Origin of the sequence: Bradyrhizobium sp. CSA112 (assembly GCF_029051645.1) — a bacterium.
Taxonomy (GTDB): domain Bacteria; phylum Pseudomonadota; class Alphaproteobacteria; order Rhizobiales; family Xanthobacteraceae; genus Bradyrhizobium.
Genome location: NZ_JAACFS010000038.1, coordinates 35,218 through 52,798, shown reverse-complemented (window position 1 = coordinate 52,798; position 17,581 = coordinate 35,218). Strand labels below are relative to the sequence as shown.

Below are 17,581 nucleotides of genomic sequence, written 5' to 3'. Positions count from 1 at the left end.
CCCTCCCGATGGTTCATTTGCGGTTCGGATCTGTCCGTCAGCCGACGCTCTCGGCGTAGCGGGCGAGCTGCGCCGCAAAATCGATGACGAGTTGTTCGAGCGCCCGGTTCTTCTTGTCGTCGCCGAGGTCGGGCACCGTCACCGCGATGGTGCGCGTGCGCGCTTCGCGGTGGGATGCGCGCAGCCGGCCGGGATGCGCGCGACCATAAGCCTCAAGAAATGCCGCGCGCTCGGCGCCGGACAGATGGCAGACCTCAAAAATGATCGCGACATGCTTGGCCGGAATCGGCACCAGATAGGCCGGATTGGTGATCTGGGTTACGAACGAGCGGTTCTTGCCCAGCGCCGCCGCAAGCTTCAGCCTTGTCCCCGACGGCCGGTTGTCGAGCACCCGCCGCAGGATCACCTTGTAGTCGGCGACATTGCTGTCGCCCGGCGCACGCGTGTCCTCGTCAGCTTCGTCCGTCATGAACCTACCTTTGCGATCGCGGCCTTGAGCCGCGCTACCGTAACCGGCGCCACTGAGAGGCTCGTCAGTCCGGTCGCAAGCAGCGCCGTCGTCAGGCGAATGTCGGCGGCCGCGTCGCCGCAGAGTGAGACCTCGACACCGCGCTTGCGCGCAGCCTCGACGGTGCGGGCAATCAGCGCCAGCACCGCAGGATGGCCGGCATCGTTGAGGTCGGCCACCGCGCCGATATCGCGCGCCGCGGCCATCGTGTACTGGGTGAGGTCGTTCGAGCCGATTGAATAAAACGCCGCGCCGAAATCTTCGGCGCAAAGTGCTGCCGCCGGAACCTCGATCATGATGCCGAGCGATGGGCGGGCGCAGGCGATCCCTTTCGCCCTGAGGGCTGCGACCTCCTCGTCAAGCATTGCACCGGCACGATCGAGTTCCGAGGGAATGGCGATCATCGGCAGCATGACTTTCAGCACGCCGTGCACAGCCGCACGCGCCAGCGCCCGCAATTGCACGCGAAATATCTCCGGCCGGACCAGCGAGAGGCGGATGCCGCGAAGCCCCAAAAACGGATTGCTCTCGCCGTCGACCGTCAAGCCGGCGATCGGCTTGTCGCCGCCGGCATCGAGAGTGCGGATCGTCACCGGTCTTCCCTCGGCCCACTCAAGAATGCGCCGATAGATCGCATACTGCGTCTCCTCGTCCGGCAGGCCGCGAGATGCTTCGAACAAGAATTCCGTGCGTACGAGACCGATACCGTCGCAGATTGCGGGATCGAGACCTGCGAGGTCTTCGGGAGCCGTGACGTTGAGCAGAACCGCGATTTGCCGCCCGTCGGCGGTATAGGCAGGCGCAACATGGCCGGCCTCGACGGCAGCCTGCGCGGCGTTCGCAGCCGCCATGCGCTGCTCGAACTGGCGACGCGTCTCCGGCTCGGGATCGAAGATCACGGTGCCGGCGTCACCGTCGACCAGGGCCAGCGCCGGTGGCTGCCCGTTCCACGACAACGGACCGAGCCCAACCACCATGGGCGCCCCGCGCGCCCGCGCCAGCATCGCGACATGCGAGGAAGGTGATCCTCCGGCCAGCGCGACGGCGCCGCCGTGCGACCAGTCGGCGGCAAGAAAAGCGGAAGGCGTGATGTCGTCGGCCGCGACGATCGAGCCACCGGTAATCCTGGCGACCGTGTCCACGCCGCTCAGATGCGCGAGCACGCGGTCGCGGATGTCGACGATATCCGCGGCACGGGCACGGAAATATTCATCTTCGGCAGCGCGATAGCCTTCTATCTCCACGTCGAGTGCCAAGCGCCAGGCATGGTCGGCAGTGATCCCCACCGAGATGACCTCATATGCCTCAACCGCGAGCGCATCATCTTCAAGCATGGCGACCTGGAATTCCAGAATGTCGGCCACATCGCCCTGAATCGTCTTGATCTGCTCGGCGATCTCCGCCCTCGCGCCTTCAATCGCCGCCCGCAGTGCCGCCGCCTCCTGCGCGGGATCGTCGCTCGCCGTTCGCCTGGCCACAGCCGCAGTCAGCATGGTGACCGGTCCGATCGCGAGACCCGGCGAGGCAGCACGGCCGATGAGATGAATCTCTGCCACCGCGATCAGGCCTCGCCGAAACCGTCATGCACCAGCGCAAGCACGGCAGCAAGCGCTGCCTTGCCATCGGGGCCGGCGACGCGGAAATGCAGCGTCGCTCCCTGCGGTGCCTTCACGCGCATCACCTTCACCGGACTCTTCGCATCGGTCCAGGGCCCGTCCGGCGCAAGCGCAAATTCGATCTTTGCTGCGAAGCCTTTCGCGCACTGCGTGAGCTTGACCGACGGCCGCGCATGAAGACCGACGGCGTTGACGAGAACCGCCGAGGCCGTCAGCGGCGCGAAGGCGTTGGCCGCCCGGCTGGCGTTGACATTATGCATAGAATTCCTCCGCGCTACGTTTGACGGCAGCAAGTGACGAACCGCCCGAGGACTCGGTCGCTGCGATCACGGCGCCCTCCACCACCGGCGCATTGCAGACAACGACGCGCGCACGTCGATCTTCAGCCAGCATCTCTACCGCCATCTCCGAATTCGTCTCCGCCCCGCCAAGATCGACCAGGATCGCCACGCCGGCCGTCGACCAGGCCGCCTCGATCGCCTCCAGGATACCGGCGACGTTGGTGCCGAGCCCGCCATCGGTGTCGCCGCCGGTCCAGGCCAGCGGCACGGCATTGCCTACCATCTGGCGCACCATATCCGCCGCGCCTTCCGCGATTTTGGAGGAATGCGAAACGATGACGATTCCGACGTTGCCGGAACTTGAACTGCTCATGATGTTGCCTCGAATTCCAGTGCCGCAACGGCAGCGCTGATCAACAGGGACGTCGAGCGGGATCCCGGGTCCATATGGCCGATGGATCTTTCGCCGAGGAAGGACGCGCGGCCGCGGGTCGCGAGCATGGGCGTCGTGCGATCGGCAGCTTGCGCCGCCTCGGCCGCAATCGCCCTGGCATCGCCGCCGCCTGCAAACACAGCTTGCACCGGCACCAGAACATCCAGCAGGGTTTTCTGCCCTGCCTCCGAACGCCCGCGCATCTTGACCGCGTCGATCGCTTTTTCCGCCGCCGCGACGAGATCAGTGCGCGCCGGCAGCTCCGGAAGCCCCTTGCCGAGTTCCATGAAGAAGGTGCCGACCAGTGGCCCGGAGGCGCCGCCGACCTTCATGACCAGCGTCATTCCAATCGACTTCAGCATCTCCGGCAAAGATTTGTCCGCGAGGCCGGGCAGTGTCGCAAGCACGGCCTCGAAACCGCGCTTCATGTTCAATCCGTGATCGCCGTCGCCGATCGCTTGGTCGAGGCTGGTCAGTTCCTCGGCGTGTTCGATCATCGACGCTGCGAGCGCCCGCACCAGTTTTTCCCTCGCTGCCCGATCGAGACTCATGCCGCGACCCTCCCGCCATCTGCATCGAAGAACAGCGGCTTGTTGAGGCGAAGCGAGACGATATCCCCGGCGCCGAGCCTCGCTTCGGGGTCGGACAACGTCACGACCGATTGGCCGCCAAGGTCGAGATGGAGGTGGCTCTGGTCGCCGAGATGTTCGATCCGCTTTACGGTCGCCTGAACATCACCGCCGCCGCGCGCGATCGTCAGGTGCTCGGTACGCGCGCCGACGGTCCTGGCCCCGACCGGCGCGCCGGCAAACAGAACCGCCGGCAACAGGTTGATCGCCGGCTGGCCAAGCCGCGCGGCGACATGGGCGTTGATCGGGTTCTCGTAGATCTCACGTGGCGTTCCTATCTGCAGCAGCCGCCCGCCCTCGATGACGCCGATGCGCGAAGCCATGGTCATCGCTTCGGTCTGATCATGGGTGACATAGAGGATGGTCGCGCCGAGATCGGTCTGGATGCGCTTGAGTTCAAGCCGCATTTCGCCACGCAACTTGGCATCCAGCGAGGAGAGCGGTTCGTCCATCAGATAGATCGCGGGCGAGCGCACCAGGGCCCGGCCGATAGCAACCCGCTGCATCTGTCCACCCGACAACTGAGTTGCCTTGTTCTCCAGCTTGGTTTCGATGTGGAGAAGACGCGCGACCTCGCGCACTTTGGCGCGGATTTCGGCTTCCGGAACGCGGCGGATCGGCGCGCGCAACGCAAAAGCCATGTTCTCGAACACGCTCAGATGCGGATACAGCGAATACTGCTGGAACACGAAAGCGATGTCGCGATCGGCCGGCGCATCGCCGGTCACGTCGCGGCCGCCGATCCGGATCGAACCACAGTCCGGCATTTCCAGTCCGGCGATGAGGCGTAATGTCGTCGTCTTGCCCGCACCCGTCGGCCCGAGCAAGGCAACGAATTCACCGTCGCCGACGGTCAAAGACAGGTCGCTGACGGCCTGCGTCTTTTTGAACGCCTTGGAAACCGCCCTGATCTCGACCTCAGCCATGCGCGCCTCCCTCATGCAACACGGTTCGGATCGCCCTGCCCGACGCCTTGTCGAAGATCGAGAGCGTATCGGGACGGAAGTCGAGCCCGACATTCTCGCCGGTCCGGAACGACACGTTGGCGGGTGACCGGGCCTTGAGCGCGCCATAGCGTGTCGTCACGGTCACGATCTGCGTGGTGCCGAGATACTCCGAGCCATAGACCTCGCCCCGCACGACGCCGAGATCGGAAAAACGCACATGCTCCGGCCTGACCCCGAGGACGAGATCGCCTTCCGGCAGCGCCTCACGCGCCGCGGGAACGGTGACGTCGCGATCGCCGAGCCGGATCGCCTGCGCGCCGGCTTGCAGGCTGCCGCGGAACGGCAGGAAGTTCATCGGCGGCGAGCCGATGAAGTCCGCAACGAACAGCGACGCAGGCCGGTCATAAATGTCGCGTGGGCTCGCGATCTGCTCGACGACTCCGTTGTTCATCACGGCGATCATATCAGCCATCGCCATGGCCTCGAGCTGGTCATGCGTGACATAGACCGTCGTTGCTCCGAGCCGGTCATGCAGCGCACGTAATTCATGGATCATCGCCTCCCGCATTTCGGTATCGAGTGCGCCGAGCGGCTCGTCCATCAGGAAGCATTTCGGCTTGCGCACAATTGCCCGCCCGAGCGCGACGCGCTGCCGGTCGCCCCCGGCAAGACCCGACACCGGCCGGTCCAGCAGATGCGAAATGCGCAGGATGCGCGCGACCTCCACCACCCGCCGGTCCGCCTCCGCCGCGCCGATACCCTCGCATTTCAGGGGAAAGCCGATGTTGCGCCGCACATTCATGTGCGGATAGAGGGCGAACAGCTGGAACACGAAGGCGACATCGCGGGCCGACGCGCGGTTCATCGTGACATCCTCGCCATCGAGCCGGATGGTGCCGGCCGTCGGCAATTCCAGTCCGGCAATCATGCGCAGCGTCGTCGTCTTGCCGCAGCCTGAGGGCCCGAGCAGGCAGAGGAATTGGCCGTCTTCCACGGTGAAGCTCGCAGCCTTCACGGCATGGAAATCGGCGAAGGATTTGTCGAGCGCTTCGACCCGGATCTGTGCCATCCGCCCTACTCCCTGACCTTGGAGACGATGGTGAACAGCACGGTACCGAACAGCGTGGTCGCGAACGACCAGGAATAGAGCGTCAGCGAAAACGGCTGCATCAGCATGACGACACCCGCGGCAATAATCGTCGTCGCGATGGCTTCTAGCGGACCGCGCCGCAGAATTCTGTCCGCGAAGCCGCGACCCGGCATAGGGGTATGTGCATCGAGGCTCATTTGCGCACCGCTCCAAAGGTGATGCCACGCAGCAGATGCTTGCGCAAAAGCACCGTGAAAACGACGATCGGCACCAGAAACAGCGTCGTGGCGGCGGCGACCGCGGGCCAGTCCTGCCCGCCTTCCCCGATGATGATCGGAATGAAGGGTGGCGCCGTCTGCGCGTTGCCGGAGGTCAAAAGCACCGCGAAGGCGTATTCGTTCCAGGCGAAGATCAGGCAGAAGATCGCGGTTGCCGCGATTCCCGTCGTTGCCTGCGGCAGCACCACCTTCACGAAGGCCTGAAAGCGGGTATAGCCATCGATCATGGCCGCTTCCTCGTACTCGCGCGGGATCTCGTCGATGAAGCCCTTGAGAAGCCAAACAGCGAGCGAGACGTTCACCGAAGTATAGAGCAGGATCATGCCAAGCCGCGTGTCCGACAGCCCGATGGTGCGGTACATTAGATAGATCGGGATCGCGACCGCGATGGGTGGCATCATCCGCGTCGACAGGATGAAGAACAACAGATCGTCCTTCAGGGGCACGCGGAACCGCGAGAAACCGTAGGCCGACAACGTGCCGAGCGCGACCGCGAGCACGGTCGAGCCAAAGGCGATGATCAGCGAATTGACGAAACGCGGTACGTAATTCGACGGTCCGGCCACGACCATATTGCGACTGCGCGCAATGTCGTCGCAAAGCCCCTGTGGCGGTCCAAGCGTGCGGATGAATTCCGGAGTCTGGCGCGATCGCGTGGTGAAGAGATTGCAGAAACCTTCGAGCGACGGCGTGAAGACTATTTTGGGCGGATAGGAGATCGCATCGTCCGGCGACTTGAACGAGGTGAGAACGATCCAGACCAACGGAATCATCGTGACTACGGCATAGAGAACCACGAGCGAACCCGCCAATCGCCTTGTATTGGGCGATGGTTCGACGACGGAATGGGCTGTGTTGGCGATGCTCATCGGCTCTTCACCCGGTTCAGCGCCTTGACATAGATGTTGGCGAGGCCAAACACCGTCACGAACAGGATAATCGCGAAGGCCGAGGAATAACCGGTCCGCCAGCTCTCGAATGCCGCGCGCTTAAGCGTGATCGAGGCGACCTCCGTGGTCGACCCCGGCCCGCCCCCGGTGAGCAGGTTGACCATGTCGAACATCTTGAAGTTCTCTATGCCGCGGAACAGCACCGCGAGCATGATGAATGGCAGCGCCATCGGCAGCGTGATCGACCAGAACTGCCGCCATTTCGAGGCGCGGTCGACTTCCGCCGCCTCATAGATGTAATCCGGGATCGATCGCAGGCCGGCAAGGCAGATCAGCATCACATAGGGCGTCCACATCCAGGCGTCGACGATGACGATCGCCCAAGGACTGAGCGTCACGTCGCCCAGCATCTGGAACGACGATGCGGGGTGGCCGGTGAGGAAGGCGACCACATAGTTGAAGAGGCCGATTTGCGGCTGATAGAGGAACGTCCAGAAATTGCCGACGACGGCCGGCGAAAGCATCATTGGCAGCAGGATGATCGTCGTCCAGACGCCGTGGCCGCGGAATTTCTTGTCGATCAGGAAGGCGAGGCCAAATCCGAGCACGGTCTCGATGACGACGGTCCAGAACACGAAATGCGCAGTCACCTGCATCGCCGCCCAGATGTCCGGATCGGTCAGGATCGTCTGGTACCAATCGATCCCCAGCCACTTCACCGGGGCATTGGGCCGGTTGGCCCGATAGTTGGTGAAGGACAGATAGATGGTCCAGATCAGCGGGAAGATGTTGATCGCCAGCAGTAGCACCATCGTCGGGGTGATGAAGAGCCACGCGAGAGCCTTGTCGGACAGCCCCCGAATGCGGCGCACCACCGCCGGCCGGACCAGCACAGCGCCGTAGGTGATCCGCGATGGGGCACTCAAATCATTCATGGCGTAGGCTGGTCCTAATGCAGTGCGATGGTCGGCTTCGGAAAAAGGTCCGAGTTTGTCCGAAAGGAATGGCCTGGAGCGCTGACGAACTGCGCTCCAGGCCGCAATCCTAGAACTTCTTGCCCTCTTCCTTGAAGATGGCTTTCCAATCTTTCACCAGCCCGTCGAGCGCTTCCTGCGCGGTGCCCTTGTCGGCAACCACGTAGTCATGCACGCGCTTCTGTTCGGCTTGCAGGAGCTGCGCGTAGGAGGGCTCGGCCCAGAAGTCGACCACCATGCCCATTGACTTCAGGAACTCCTTGGAGAAGGGGGCGCTGTCCGGGAAGCCCGGGTCGTTCAGCACGGACTTGGCGCAGGAATAGCCGCCCAGCGCCCACCACTTCTTCTGTACGTCGCCGCCGGAGAACCACTTGATGTATTGCAGCGCTTCGCCCTGGTTCTTGGAATAGGAAACAACGGAGATTCCCTGTCCGCCGAGCTGGGTTGCCTGGGTGGTGGCGGCGGGATTGGAGAAGAAACCGATCTTGTCGCCGCCGACATTCGGATCCTTGTAGAGACCCGGGAAGAAGGCGAAGAAGTTCATCTGCAGCGCCACCTGGCCGGACTTGAAGGCATCAAGACCTTCCGACATGTAGGAGTTGGAAGCGCCTGGAGGCGTGCAGCACTTGTAGAGCTCCTTGTAGGCTTCGAGCCCCTTGACGGCGCCCGGCGAGTTGACGAAGCCGTCCATCGCGTAGGGCTTGTTGGGATCCTGATATTTAAAGCCGTAGTCGTAGAGATAGTTCGAAACGCCCATGGTGATGCCTTCCGAACCGCGTTCGGTATAGATCGATGCACCATAAACCTTCTTGCCGTCGATCTCACGGCCCTGGAAGAACTTCGCGATATCGCGGAGTTCATCGAGCGTTTTCGGCACAGCGAGATCACGGTCATATTTTGCCTTGAAGTCCTTCTGCGCGTCGGGCCGCGCAAACCAGTCCTTGCGATAGGTCCAGCCCACCGCGTCGCCCATGGCCGGCAGCGCCCAATAGTTCGGCGTGTTCTTCGGCCACTGCGAATAGCCGACCACGGTGGCCGGCATGTAGTCGTCCATGCTGATCCCTTCCTTCTTGAAGAAGTCGTTCAGCTTGACGTACTGGCCGTTCTCGGCGGCGCCGCCGATCCACTGCGAATCGCCGATGATGAGATCGCACAGCGAACCGCGAGAGTTAAGTTCGTTCAGGAATCGATCGGCATAGTTGGTCCAGGGCACGAATTCGAACTTCATCCCGATCCCAGTCTTCGCAGTGAAGTCTTTCGACAGTTCGACCAGCGCGTTGGCCGGGTCCCATGCGGCCCAGCACAGCGTGATGGTCTTGCCCTGCGCGTGCGCGGGCGTGGTCGCCGCTCCGATTCCGACGGCAAGAGCCCCGCCCGCAGCAAACAGCGCCTTTATGCTAATATTCATGCGCATTTCCCTCCGTTTGAGCCCGCCATCGACATGGCGCGGCGTTCCTGCCCGCTCGAAGGCTTCGAGCAGTGCGACACAGTCATTGACCAGCTGAATGACTTGAACCGACGTTCCCTCGCGCCCGCGGATTCTTGGATCCGTAGAGCTCGATTTGTTTAGTACAACACCATTTACTAAACATTGCAAGAGAGCTGTCGGTGGCTTTCATCAAAAGCTCGCGTAACGGCTGGCGGTCTAAGGCGACACACACACGGTTGTGGTGGTTTCCCATTAGCTTATTGCGGTCGAACAGAACTCACGAAGCAATCACGTCGGACACCGAAACGGTGATCGATGGCGGGTGTTGCCCTAGCGCTTCAATTGCAAGGCGATTTTATTTTGTTGAGCCAATTCAATTTCGGGATGGCGTCGCTAGAGAGTCGTTTGGTCATTGTTTGACGCTTTGACGAAGGTCAGATCGAAAGCTATGCGCAAACCGTTCACAGCGCCGCTTCCTTGAAGAGGCTACTCAATTGTTACGTTACCAATTTGATCGAACGAGAACCGCGCGACTACCATGGTCGCGGACGCTCTTTGCAGCGAACGACCGCTTTGCGCCGATTTTGTTGCAAAAGTCGGCTGCTGCTGATGGGCGGTCGGCCATTTCGTTAAGAGCGGCCGGCATTGGTCCGCCGGCCCTGACACTCTTTACGCAACTCCGACGCTACGCGATGCACAAAACCTGGGCCGGTGGCGGCCGCGCGACCAGCGTTGCGAGCCGCCTTAGGTTCTGAGCAATAGCGGCCAGAACAAACTCATCCTGGGCGCCTCGTGGGCCGCGCAGTCGAAGGCGACCGAGCTTCAGGATGCGCTTCAGGTGTACGAACCGCATCTCGGTCTTCTTGCGCTCACGTCGGTGCCTGCGAACGATCGGGCAACGTCTCTGGCGTGTTCATGGATGTCGCGCGGTATCTTGCGCGACGGGTCTTTTGGACAGCACTGGGGTTTGCAGTCCATTATTGGGCCAGTGGCGGTCAACCGCAGTAACTCCCGCGGCTCTATTCGATCACCTCGTCGGCGCTCTGGGACACGATGTCACCGAATGCTAGACAGAGAAGCGCGGTCCCCAAGAGAGCCGTCACGAATGACACGAGTCTTTGGCGAGCGTTTGTCCCGGACCCCATTGTCTCCCTCCTCATCGCAAGAGATGCCGGTGAAGGCTTATACAGCCGCTTCGTCGGTCTCTCCGGTGCGAATGCGAACGGCGCGCTCGACTGGCGAAACGAAGATCTTGCCGTCGCCCACCTCTCCGGTTCTTGCGGCATTTTGTATCGCCGCAATAACTCTGTCCGCCTGCTCAGAGGTGACCACAAGATCAATCCTGACCTTCTGCACAAAGTTCACGGCATTCTCGGCGCCGCGATAAATCTCCGTGTGTCCCTTTTGTCGGCCGAATCCGTTGATCTCAGTCACGGTCATGCCTTGCACGCCGAGAACCGTCAGCGCACCCCGCACCTCGTCGAGCTTGAATGGTTTGATAATGGCGGTGACTAGCTTCATGGCTAACCTGCCTTTCCCCGATGCTTAGCCAGGGTTTGGACAACGCCAATGACAATTTCCGCATCCACTTTTAGTCAAGTTTTAATCAAGTTTCATGCCATCGGCGAGCCGCGGGTAACCCACTGAAACATGATCGATTCCAGCTCACCAGCTCGGAACGGTTTTGTCCTCTGCCATTTCTGACGGCAATCCGCGCCTATAAAAGGGGCAAGACCTGCGGCCATCGAGCCTAGCAACGTGTGCCCTCCTGTCGCTAATGGGTAAAAGTACCGTTTTGACCAACGGCCGGTTACTTCCGGTCTACCCCCGATACACGGACATCCTCGGAACCGGCTGGCATGTCTCAAGGTGCCAAACGCGGAAGTCGTTAGCCTCGCTTGGGGAACAGCTTGTCGCGGATGTAACGAGAGGTCGGTGTTAACTGGACGCCGCGCGGGCGCGGCACTCAGCCAGCTATGTCGGTCGGATTGGAACTCCTCTGCTCGATGCCGGTTTTTGAATTCTATCCATCATTGGCAGCGAGCACCCGATGGACGCTGCGCCCCATTGACGGTCGCACATCTATCGGTTCTTCGGTCATGTCCCTTGTGATGATGTAGCTTGAGCAAAGCCGCCTGGCCTCCCACCCTCACGGAGGTCGCCCCCTGAACGGTAGTTCGCCCCTTGGTCGCTAGTTGATTTGCGCTGTTGCCACTGTTTGTGCAATGCCTGCTTCGATATCCCCAGGCAAGCACCCACCAATCATTTCCAGCGATGCTCGCTTCGAACGAGCTTTTCCAACTGCTGCAGAGAATGCAAGACCGCTTCTCAGCTCGATAGCGGCTTGAACTGCAGCCGACGATCTCTCTTTGTTTCGAGCTATGCGGCACATACGCCTACATTCCTTCAACCGCTCATCGCGTTTGACCTGTGAAGGGTGTTGGACGCCTTTCAGGCGATAGGATCGACCGGCCACCGCAGGCAAAGCTGCCTCGATATCTCGGTGAAGCTCAATCCTTCCGACTTCAGCCGCAGAATGACTCTATCGGTTGGATCGTCTTTACGAATCGGCATCGACTTCGCCTTGGGTAGAAAGTTCTTAATCGGGCACGGAAACGCGTCGAATAAACTCTAAAGTTGTGAGAGAACAGTCTGCCTTGCCTCGGATGCTTTGGCGCAGCGAAAGCTTTGATGCCATTTCCACGCTGAGCTAACGATAGTTGAGAGATCCGAATATTTCGGCACGAAACCCAGAACCGCTTTGGCGCGCGCCGGATCGGCGACAAGCACCGGCGGATCTCCATCGCGCCGGGTTTTGACAGCAAACGAGGCATTCTTCCCAGTTTCGGTGCGAATCTGGCGAAGGATTTGCTTTACGGAATGCCCCCGGCCCGTGCCCAAATTCAAGCAACCACCCGCTCCGCCTGAAACAAGGTACTTCAGTGCCAATATGTGGGCTTGCGCTAAATCCATGACGTGGATGTAGTCGCGGATCGCCGTGCCATCCGGCGTATCGTAGTCATCCCCATAGATCGCAAAATCATCGACTTTTCCTTGCACGGCCAACAGGGCGCGCGGTATTAGATGCGTCTCCGGGTCGTGATCTTCACCTATCTCACCCGACAAATCGGCACCGCTCGCATTGAAGTAACGAAGGCAAACTGGTGCGAGCGCGTATGCCTTCTGAAAATCAGCCAACATTTCTTCGATGATCAATTTTGTTCTGCCATACGGATTCACGGGTCTCGGCAATTCGGACTCGCATATCAAGCCTTGGTGTGACTCACCATAAACCGCCCCGCTGCTTGAAAACACCAATGTCTTGCATTGTGTGTGCCGCATGGCGCGCAACAGCGACAGCGTTCCTTCAACATTGTTGCGATAGTATTTGTCGGGATCGCTGACGGACTCCCCGACAAGACTTGACGCCGCAAAGTGTAAAACCGCGGTCACACCATGTTGCTTGATGCTGTCCGCCAGATGCGACTGATCGTGAATATCGCCTTCGATGACGGGTCCCCATTTGACAAAGCCCCGGTGCCCTGTCGAGAAATTATCAAAGCAGACCGGCCGATAACCCGCGGCAGCCAGTGCTTTGCAGCAATGGGAGCCAATATAGCCAGCACCGCCCACCACAAGAACACGAGTCTTGTCACTCATTTCCTCTTACTCCCCCGGCTATCCGCCAAACCACCAGCGATCAATTCGGGTTTCGGTACGTCCCTTAGAACAGGCCGGCGCGACGTTGCCGTAAACAGAAGTGCGGAAAAATAGAGGACCGCCGTATTGGCATCTGCCCCCACAGGCCCGTCCCGCAGCATAAAAGACGTAGATTGACAGATACTCCAAACCGTCATCCATCGAGAAGCCTGTAAGCCTTCCATGTCATCAGGATTTTCTTGCAGTGTTGACACCTGACGATGTCGCTGTCGCTGAGCCTTTGCGGCGGCGCAATTGCGGGACAACCGCACCAATCGCATGCAAAGTCTTCTGCAGTCGCTTCTCGATCAAACCGGCCACCGTTTTGCTCCGCTACAGGCGCATCCAGACCCGCCAATCCTCCCGAAAGAGGGGTTGCGGCGAGTTCAAAATACGTTCCTGGCGCGCCCGGTGCAGTTCCTGCCGAGTTTTTAGGCACAGCGCGCTTATTGATTTGTTTATGCATATTGAAAGTAGTATTTGTCGCGGGATCGGAAGGACGGTCCTATAGGCGCTGGGCGGAACACGCTCGGACCATGTCGCCGACGCGATACATCGCAAGGATTACCGAGAATGCTCGCAGGTCTGTTGTTCACGGCCGCAGGCTTCGCCTGCGGCTTCATCCTTCGACTAGGCGGCTTTGCATTCGGCGTCGCAGTGCTTTCTGCCGGATATGGCCTGCTGCTGTGGTGGACAGGCGCCTCATTGAAGGCGTTGGCCGTCGAGCTGCTGCTGGCGCTTGTGTTCCTGCAGATCGGATACGTGGCGTTCGTTATCGCGCGCGTTCTTCTCGCGAAGCTGAAAGCGCGCTGGCCCGGATTTGGACGGTTGCATTCAAGCCTGCATTTTCTTCGCACCGGCAAGACAGACCATTCTACGAGATGAATCTGGAGTCGCGGCATAACTTCGCCTTATTGCTGACTGGATTGCGAAGCCGAGGTGGTACCGCCCTCGACGTTTAGCGCTGTTGCCGCAACGCTCGTGCGCGACATTGATGCCGTGGGGTTCGGTACTGTACGATCGACCTCGACGCGGACCACATCGCCAGGCTGCACGAGCGCTCCCTCATCCGCTGAAAACGTTGCCATCACTCCATCCTTGCGCCGCTGTACAAAATAGGACAGCGATTTTCCGACAGTCCCTTGCGGCGCGATCCGTGGCGTGGGTACCGCTTCAGCGATGAGGGTTTCAGAGGTGGTCATCCGATTGATTAGTTGTTCGATATTCGCCTTGGCCTCACGCAGTTCAGACGAGGCTTTCGCCTTGCGGTCCTTGACGAGGTCGGTAGCGTCGCGCTCGGCCTTCCGCATCTCCTCCCGGGCCCGCACGAGAGCCGTGTCCACGTCGAGCATAGCGCTTTGCAGATCGGCGGTAACTCGCTCTAGCGCGAACTCGCGCGAGGTGACCGCGAGTCCCTTCTCGACCAAGGACCCGACGGTCTTCAGCTCGCGCTGCGCCAGAGCCACTTGCTTTTCCTGAGTCGCCCGCTTGCTTTCAAGCGATGCGATTTCCTTCTCATAGAGCGACCGCAATTCCGAAAATGCAGTGAGCTGCGATTGCAGCGCGTCGCGCCGCGTAGTCAGGATTGTTGCTTCCTCCGCCAGCAGGCTGCTGACATCCTTCTCATTAGCAAGCTCTGGCGGGAGCGCGATCACATCCTGCTCGGCAAGTTCAGCCTCGAGCCGGGCGCGGCGGATATATGTTCGCCGCAGCTCCAGACGAGCGGCGACGAAATTTCCTGCCGCGTTTATCCGTTCGCGTGTCCCGGCTTCGCTCGGCCGGTGCAGTCCACCAGCGACACCCACAGCCTGCAAGACGCTCAAGCCCGGACGAAAGGCAAATTCACCCGGACGGTCTACGTCACCGAGCACATAGAATGGACGATACTGAACGATCTCGACAGCCGCCTCTTGGGCGCCCATCAGGCCGGTACGCTTGTACAACTCGGCCGTGATCGCGTGCGCGAGCTGGCTGCTGGTGCGCCCCTCAGCCGTGATCTCGCCGATCATAGGCAACGACACGCGTCCTTCCGGGTTGACGGTGTACTCGGCGCCGAACGGTGTCCATTCATAGTATTCTGCCTTGCCCGCCCGCCACTCGACAACCTTTACGCGCAGTTTGTCTTGCGGACCCAGCAGATATTCGGCACTCAGTGCAGGCGCGACGAAAAGCTGAATTACCCCGATAGCCGCAAGCAGAGCGCCACAACGCCAGGCCATGAAGGGTCTGAACATCATTGAATTTGCCATCACTATTCTCCGTAAAGCTTGCGAATCGCGCGATCTACACGACTGATCTCATGGCGGCAGCATTTTTTCGTCGCGCTTCGTTGTACTGACGAAGGCTATGAGGCGGGTAGCGATCTCCACGAGAGCCGGCGGCAACGGCCGCGCGAGATTGCTCAGGAACGCCACGTCGCTGGCCTCAAGCGGATTTGCGACGCGCAGCGCGACCAGATAAGTGACTGCACCCGCAACGATGGCAAACGGCATGCTTGAAGGGTGGCCAATGGCTCTAATGCAGATCGACGCCGCTGCAGCGCTGGCGAGCGCCGCCGCACCGAGCTTAAGCACGGCTACCACCGGAAAAGCGAAGCCAAGCCGCGACACCACGAACCAGCAGCCCAGGCTGATCATCAGTATCTGAATGGCGACGCGCACCAGCGCTGCCCCCATCAGGCCGTACTCGGGGATGAGCAGGAAGCCGGCAGCCAGCGCGCACGCTGCGCCGCAAAGAGAACTTGCAAAGATAAAGTCGCTTCGTTCCAGCGCTTGCACCAGGCTCGTGGCAACCGTTGACAACACGCTGAGCGCAGCAATGGAAACGAGGATCATGGCGGCGGGCACAGCGGAGGAAAACTTGCCGCCATAGAGAACCGGCAGTAGTTCGGGAATGATCGCCGCGGTGCCAAGGCAGATCGGAAACACCAGCGCCGCCAGAAGCCGAACTGCGGCGGCAAAATCGTCCTTCATGCCGTCCAGTTCGTCGCGACCACGCTTCTCGGCGAGCGACGTTAGCACTGCGCCAGTCAGCAGCACGGGACCCTGGATGGCAAGCTGGGTCAGCGCCAGGGCGACGGCGAACATCGCCACTGACTCCATTCCCCAATAGCGCTCCAGAAAGAACAGCTCGATCCGTGACCAAACAAGAGCGCTGGTGACATTTGCACCCCAGCAGAAGAGGGCAAATGAGGTCACGCGTCGGCTCAGGACGCGATCGACTGACGCTGGCCCGAACATCATAGAAACGCATACGACCGCCGGGAGCAGCATGCCCGCTGCATAACCTGCCAGTGCACCGGTGACCCCGAACAGGAGCGATCCGATCGAAACCAGCACGACCTGAAGCAACAGCGACGCGCCCGCGATGTGCGCCGCCGCGCCGAATTCCTGCCGTCCTCGCAAATGAGCATAGACATAAGTGGTCAGCGCTTGGCCCACGACAAGCAGAATAACGAGTACGACAAGCGACATCGGTGCGCCCGCCGCCGTGCCGCCACTCAAGAACTCCGCGGCAGATTGGTCGCCATAGAGACGTACCAGCATGACGGTGCAGGCGGCCGCAGCCAGGGCTGAAATCGCGAGCCGTCGCGCCAGCATCCTTCCCAGATGCTTCGCGACTTCGGTCTGACCGCTTCCGCGCAGAAAGGGTACGAACCGCCCGATGGCCGACGACAAACCCAGATCGACGAACGGTGCGGCCATCCACACCAGCCAGATGACGTAGGCCACCGATCCCGTTTCGTTGACGCCGAGCGTCCGAGCCACGGCAATGCTGCTAAAAAAGCTCGCCAGCGCGATCGCCCCGCCGGCAAGCGCGCCGAGTATTGAATTTTTTGCGAAGCGGCTAGACATCGGTAACACCGCTCGGCTTCGATCTTGCATGCTGCTTGTTGGCTGCTTGTCGAGCGAGACGCCTCTCGAGCTTCCAACACATCCGATGAATGACACCCCACGCATGCAGAGTTATAGTTTGTTCGGACCCTAGGCTTCCTTCGTAACAGCGCGAGCCGGTGACATGCACATACGATTTTTCCTGCTTCTCCTTCTGATTGGATTCCCGAATTTCGTACGCGCAGAGACCGGCGACGAACTCAACCTTTCGGATTTCACGCAAACCTTCACCGAGGACTTCGACTCGCTCGCCGTATCTGCGTGGGGACCGGGAACGCGCTGGATCGCCCACACGCCGTGGAACGGAGACTTTGGCAACGCGACTTTCGTCGATCCGAAGCCGGGTTTTCCATTCACCACGCAGGACGGCCACCTTCGCATCGAAGCCGCGAAGGGCGCGGATGGGAAATGGCGCAGCGGACTTCTGGCATCCGTCGACCGGTCCGGGGTCGGCTTTGCCCAGCAATTCGGATACTTCGAGATGCGCGCCAAATTTCCAGCGGGCAAGGGTCTCTGGTCGGCGTTCTGGTTGATCGGACTCGATCGCTCGACTCACACCTGTGAGGTCGACGTGGTCGAGCACTACGGGCACATGCCGGCGCGATACACCGCTTCGATCCATGTGTGGGATCGCAAGGAACCCAAGAAATCCCGCACGATCCATCAGCGCGTCAATGTGCCGCCCAACTCCCTCTACGAAGGCTTCCACACCTACGGCGTCAAGACCGACAGCGAATGGACGCGCTTTTATTTCGATCGGCGCGAGGTCGCGAGCGTGCCGACGCCTGCTGAGCACCGTCAACCGATGTACATGCTGATCGATCTGGGACTTGGTGCGGGATGGCCGATCGAGGAGACGCCGAATCCGTCCTACATGTACGTCGACTATGTCCGGGCCTGGCAGAAGCGTTGAC

The 17,581-nt window shown here is 60.8% G+C and carries 17 protein-coding genes and 1 pseudogene; 2 read left to right on the top strand and 16 right to left on the bottom strand.

The window, feature by feature from the left end:
• Positions 1–37 precede the first annotated feature (37 nt).
• From GWE18_RS35440 to galE, 14 genes and pseudogenes are all read right to left on the bottom strand, one after another.
• Entirely contained in the window at positions 38–469 is a 432-nt protein-coding gene (locus GWE18_RS35440) for a hypothetical protein (RefSeq protein WP_275190301.1), read from the bottom strand.
• Entirely contained in the window at positions 466–2,064 is a 1,599-nt protein-coding gene (ptsP, locus tag GWE18_RS35435; RefSeq protein ID WP_275190300.1) for a phosphoenolpyruvate--protein phosphotransferase, read from the bottom strand. The genes GWE18_RS35440 and ptsP overlap by 4 nt, the downstream gene beginning before the upstream one ends.
• Before the next feature lie 5 nt (positions 2,065–2,069).
• A complete protein-coding gene (locus tag GWE18_RS35430) occupies positions 2,070–2,384 on the bottom strand; it encodes an HPr family phosphocarrier protein (RefSeq protein WP_275190299.1) in 315 nt (104 codons plus the stop codon).
• A complete protein-coding gene (dhaM, locus tag GWE18_RS35425) occupies positions 2,377–2,778 on the bottom strand; it encodes a dihydroxyacetone kinase phosphoryl donor subunit DhaM (RefSeq protein ID WP_275190298.1) in 402 nt (133 codons plus the stop codon). Before dhaM ends, GWE18_RS35430 begins: the two co-directional genes overlap by 8 nt.
• A complete protein-coding gene (dhaL, locus tag GWE18_RS35420) occupies positions 2,775–3,389 on the bottom strand; it encodes a dihydroxyacetone kinase subunit DhaL (RefSeq protein ID WP_275190297.1) in 615 nt (204 codons plus the stop codon). Before dhaL ends, dhaM begins: the two co-directional genes overlap by 4 nt.
• Positions 3,386–4,393, bottom strand: a complete 1,008-nt coding sequence (locus tag GWE18_RS35415; protein WP_275190296.1) for an ABC transporter ATP-binding protein — start codon at positions 4,391–4,393, stop codon at positions 3,386–3,388. The genes dhaL and GWE18_RS35415 overlap by 4 nt, the downstream gene beginning before the upstream one ends.
• Positions 4,386–5,483, bottom strand: a complete 1,098-nt coding sequence (locus tag GWE18_RS35410) for an ABC transporter ATP-binding protein (protein ID WP_275190295.1) — start codon at positions 5,481–5,483, stop codon at positions 4,386–4,388. Before GWE18_RS35410 ends, GWE18_RS35415 begins: the two co-directional genes overlap by 8 nt.
• Before the next feature lie 5 nt (positions 5,484–5,488).
• The gene (locus tag GWE18_RS35405) at positions 5,489–5,701 is read right to left on the bottom strand and encodes a hypothetical protein (RefSeq protein ID WP_275190294.1); all 213 of its coding nucleotides are present in this window, start codon (positions 5,699–5,701) and stop codon (positions 5,489–5,491) included.
• Entirely contained in the window at positions 5,698–6,651 is a 954-nt protein-coding gene (locus GWE18_RS35400) for a carbohydrate ABC transporter permease (RefSeq protein WP_275190293.1), read from the bottom strand. Before GWE18_RS35400 ends, GWE18_RS35405 begins: the two co-directional genes overlap by 4 nt.
• Entirely contained in the window at positions 6,648–7,607 is a 960-nt protein-coding gene (locus GWE18_RS35395) for a sugar ABC transporter permease (protein ID WP_275190292.1), read from the bottom strand. Before GWE18_RS35395 ends, GWE18_RS35400 begins: the two co-directional genes overlap by 4 nt.
• 109 nt (positions 7,608–7,716) lie before the next feature.
• Positions 7,717–9,054 (bottom strand): extracellular solute-binding protein, encoded by a 1,338-nt coding sequence (locus tag GWE18_RS35390; protein ID WP_275190291.1) that lies wholly within the window; start codon positions 9,052–9,054, stop codon positions 7,717–7,719.
• Positions 9,055–9,760: 706 nt separating this feature from the next.
• A pseudogene (locus GWE18_RS35385) lies at positions 9,761–10,044 on the bottom strand (transposase); the annotation flags it as partial.
• A gap of 213 nt (positions 10,045–10,257) precedes the next feature.
• Complete coding sequence (locus GWE18_RS35380) at positions 10,258–10,596, bottom strand: P-II family nitrogen regulator (RefSeq protein WP_275190290.1); 339 nt, start codon at positions 10,594–10,596, stop codon at positions 10,258–10,260.
• Between the two features lie 1,110 nt (positions 10,597–11,706).
• The gene (galE, locus tag GWE18_RS35375; RefSeq protein WP_275190289.1) at positions 11,707–12,735 is read right to left on the bottom strand and encodes a UDP-glucose 4-epimerase GalE; all 1,029 of its coding nucleotides are present in this window, start codon (positions 12,733–12,735) and stop codon (positions 11,707–11,709) included.
• A 612-nt stretch (positions 12,736–13,347) separates the two neighbouring features.
• Between galE and GWE18_RS35370 the strand changes: the two genes are divergently transcribed.
• Entirely contained in the window at positions 13,348–13,659 is a 312-nt protein-coding gene (locus GWE18_RS35370) for a hypothetical protein (RefSeq protein ID WP_275190288.1), read from the top strand.
• Between the two features lie 26 nt (positions 13,660–13,685).
• Here the strand turns inward: GWE18_RS35370 and GWE18_RS35365 are convergent, their stop codons facing one another.
• Positions 13,686–15,023: a polysaccharide biosynthesis/export family protein gene (locus GWE18_RS35365; RefSeq protein ID WP_275190287.1), complete on the bottom strand. Its 1,338-nt coding sequence runs from the start codon at positions 15,021–15,023 to the stop codon at positions 13,686–13,688.
• 48 nt (positions 15,024–15,071) lie between these two features.
• Positions 15,072–16,628, bottom strand: a complete 1,557-nt coding sequence (locus GWE18_RS35360; RefSeq protein ID WP_275190286.1) for a polysaccharide biosynthesis C-terminal domain-containing protein — start codon at positions 16,626–16,628, stop codon at positions 15,072–15,074.
• Positions 16,629–16,791: 163 nt separating this feature from the next.
• Here GWE18_RS35360 and GWE18_RS35355 point away from each other — a divergent pair, with 163 nt between their 5' ends.
• Positions 16,792–17,580, top strand: a complete 789-nt coding sequence (locus GWE18_RS35355) for a glycoside hydrolase family 16 protein (protein WP_275190285.1) — start codon at positions 16,792–16,794, stop codon at positions 17,578–17,580.
• Position 17,581 lies beyond the last annotated feature (1 nt).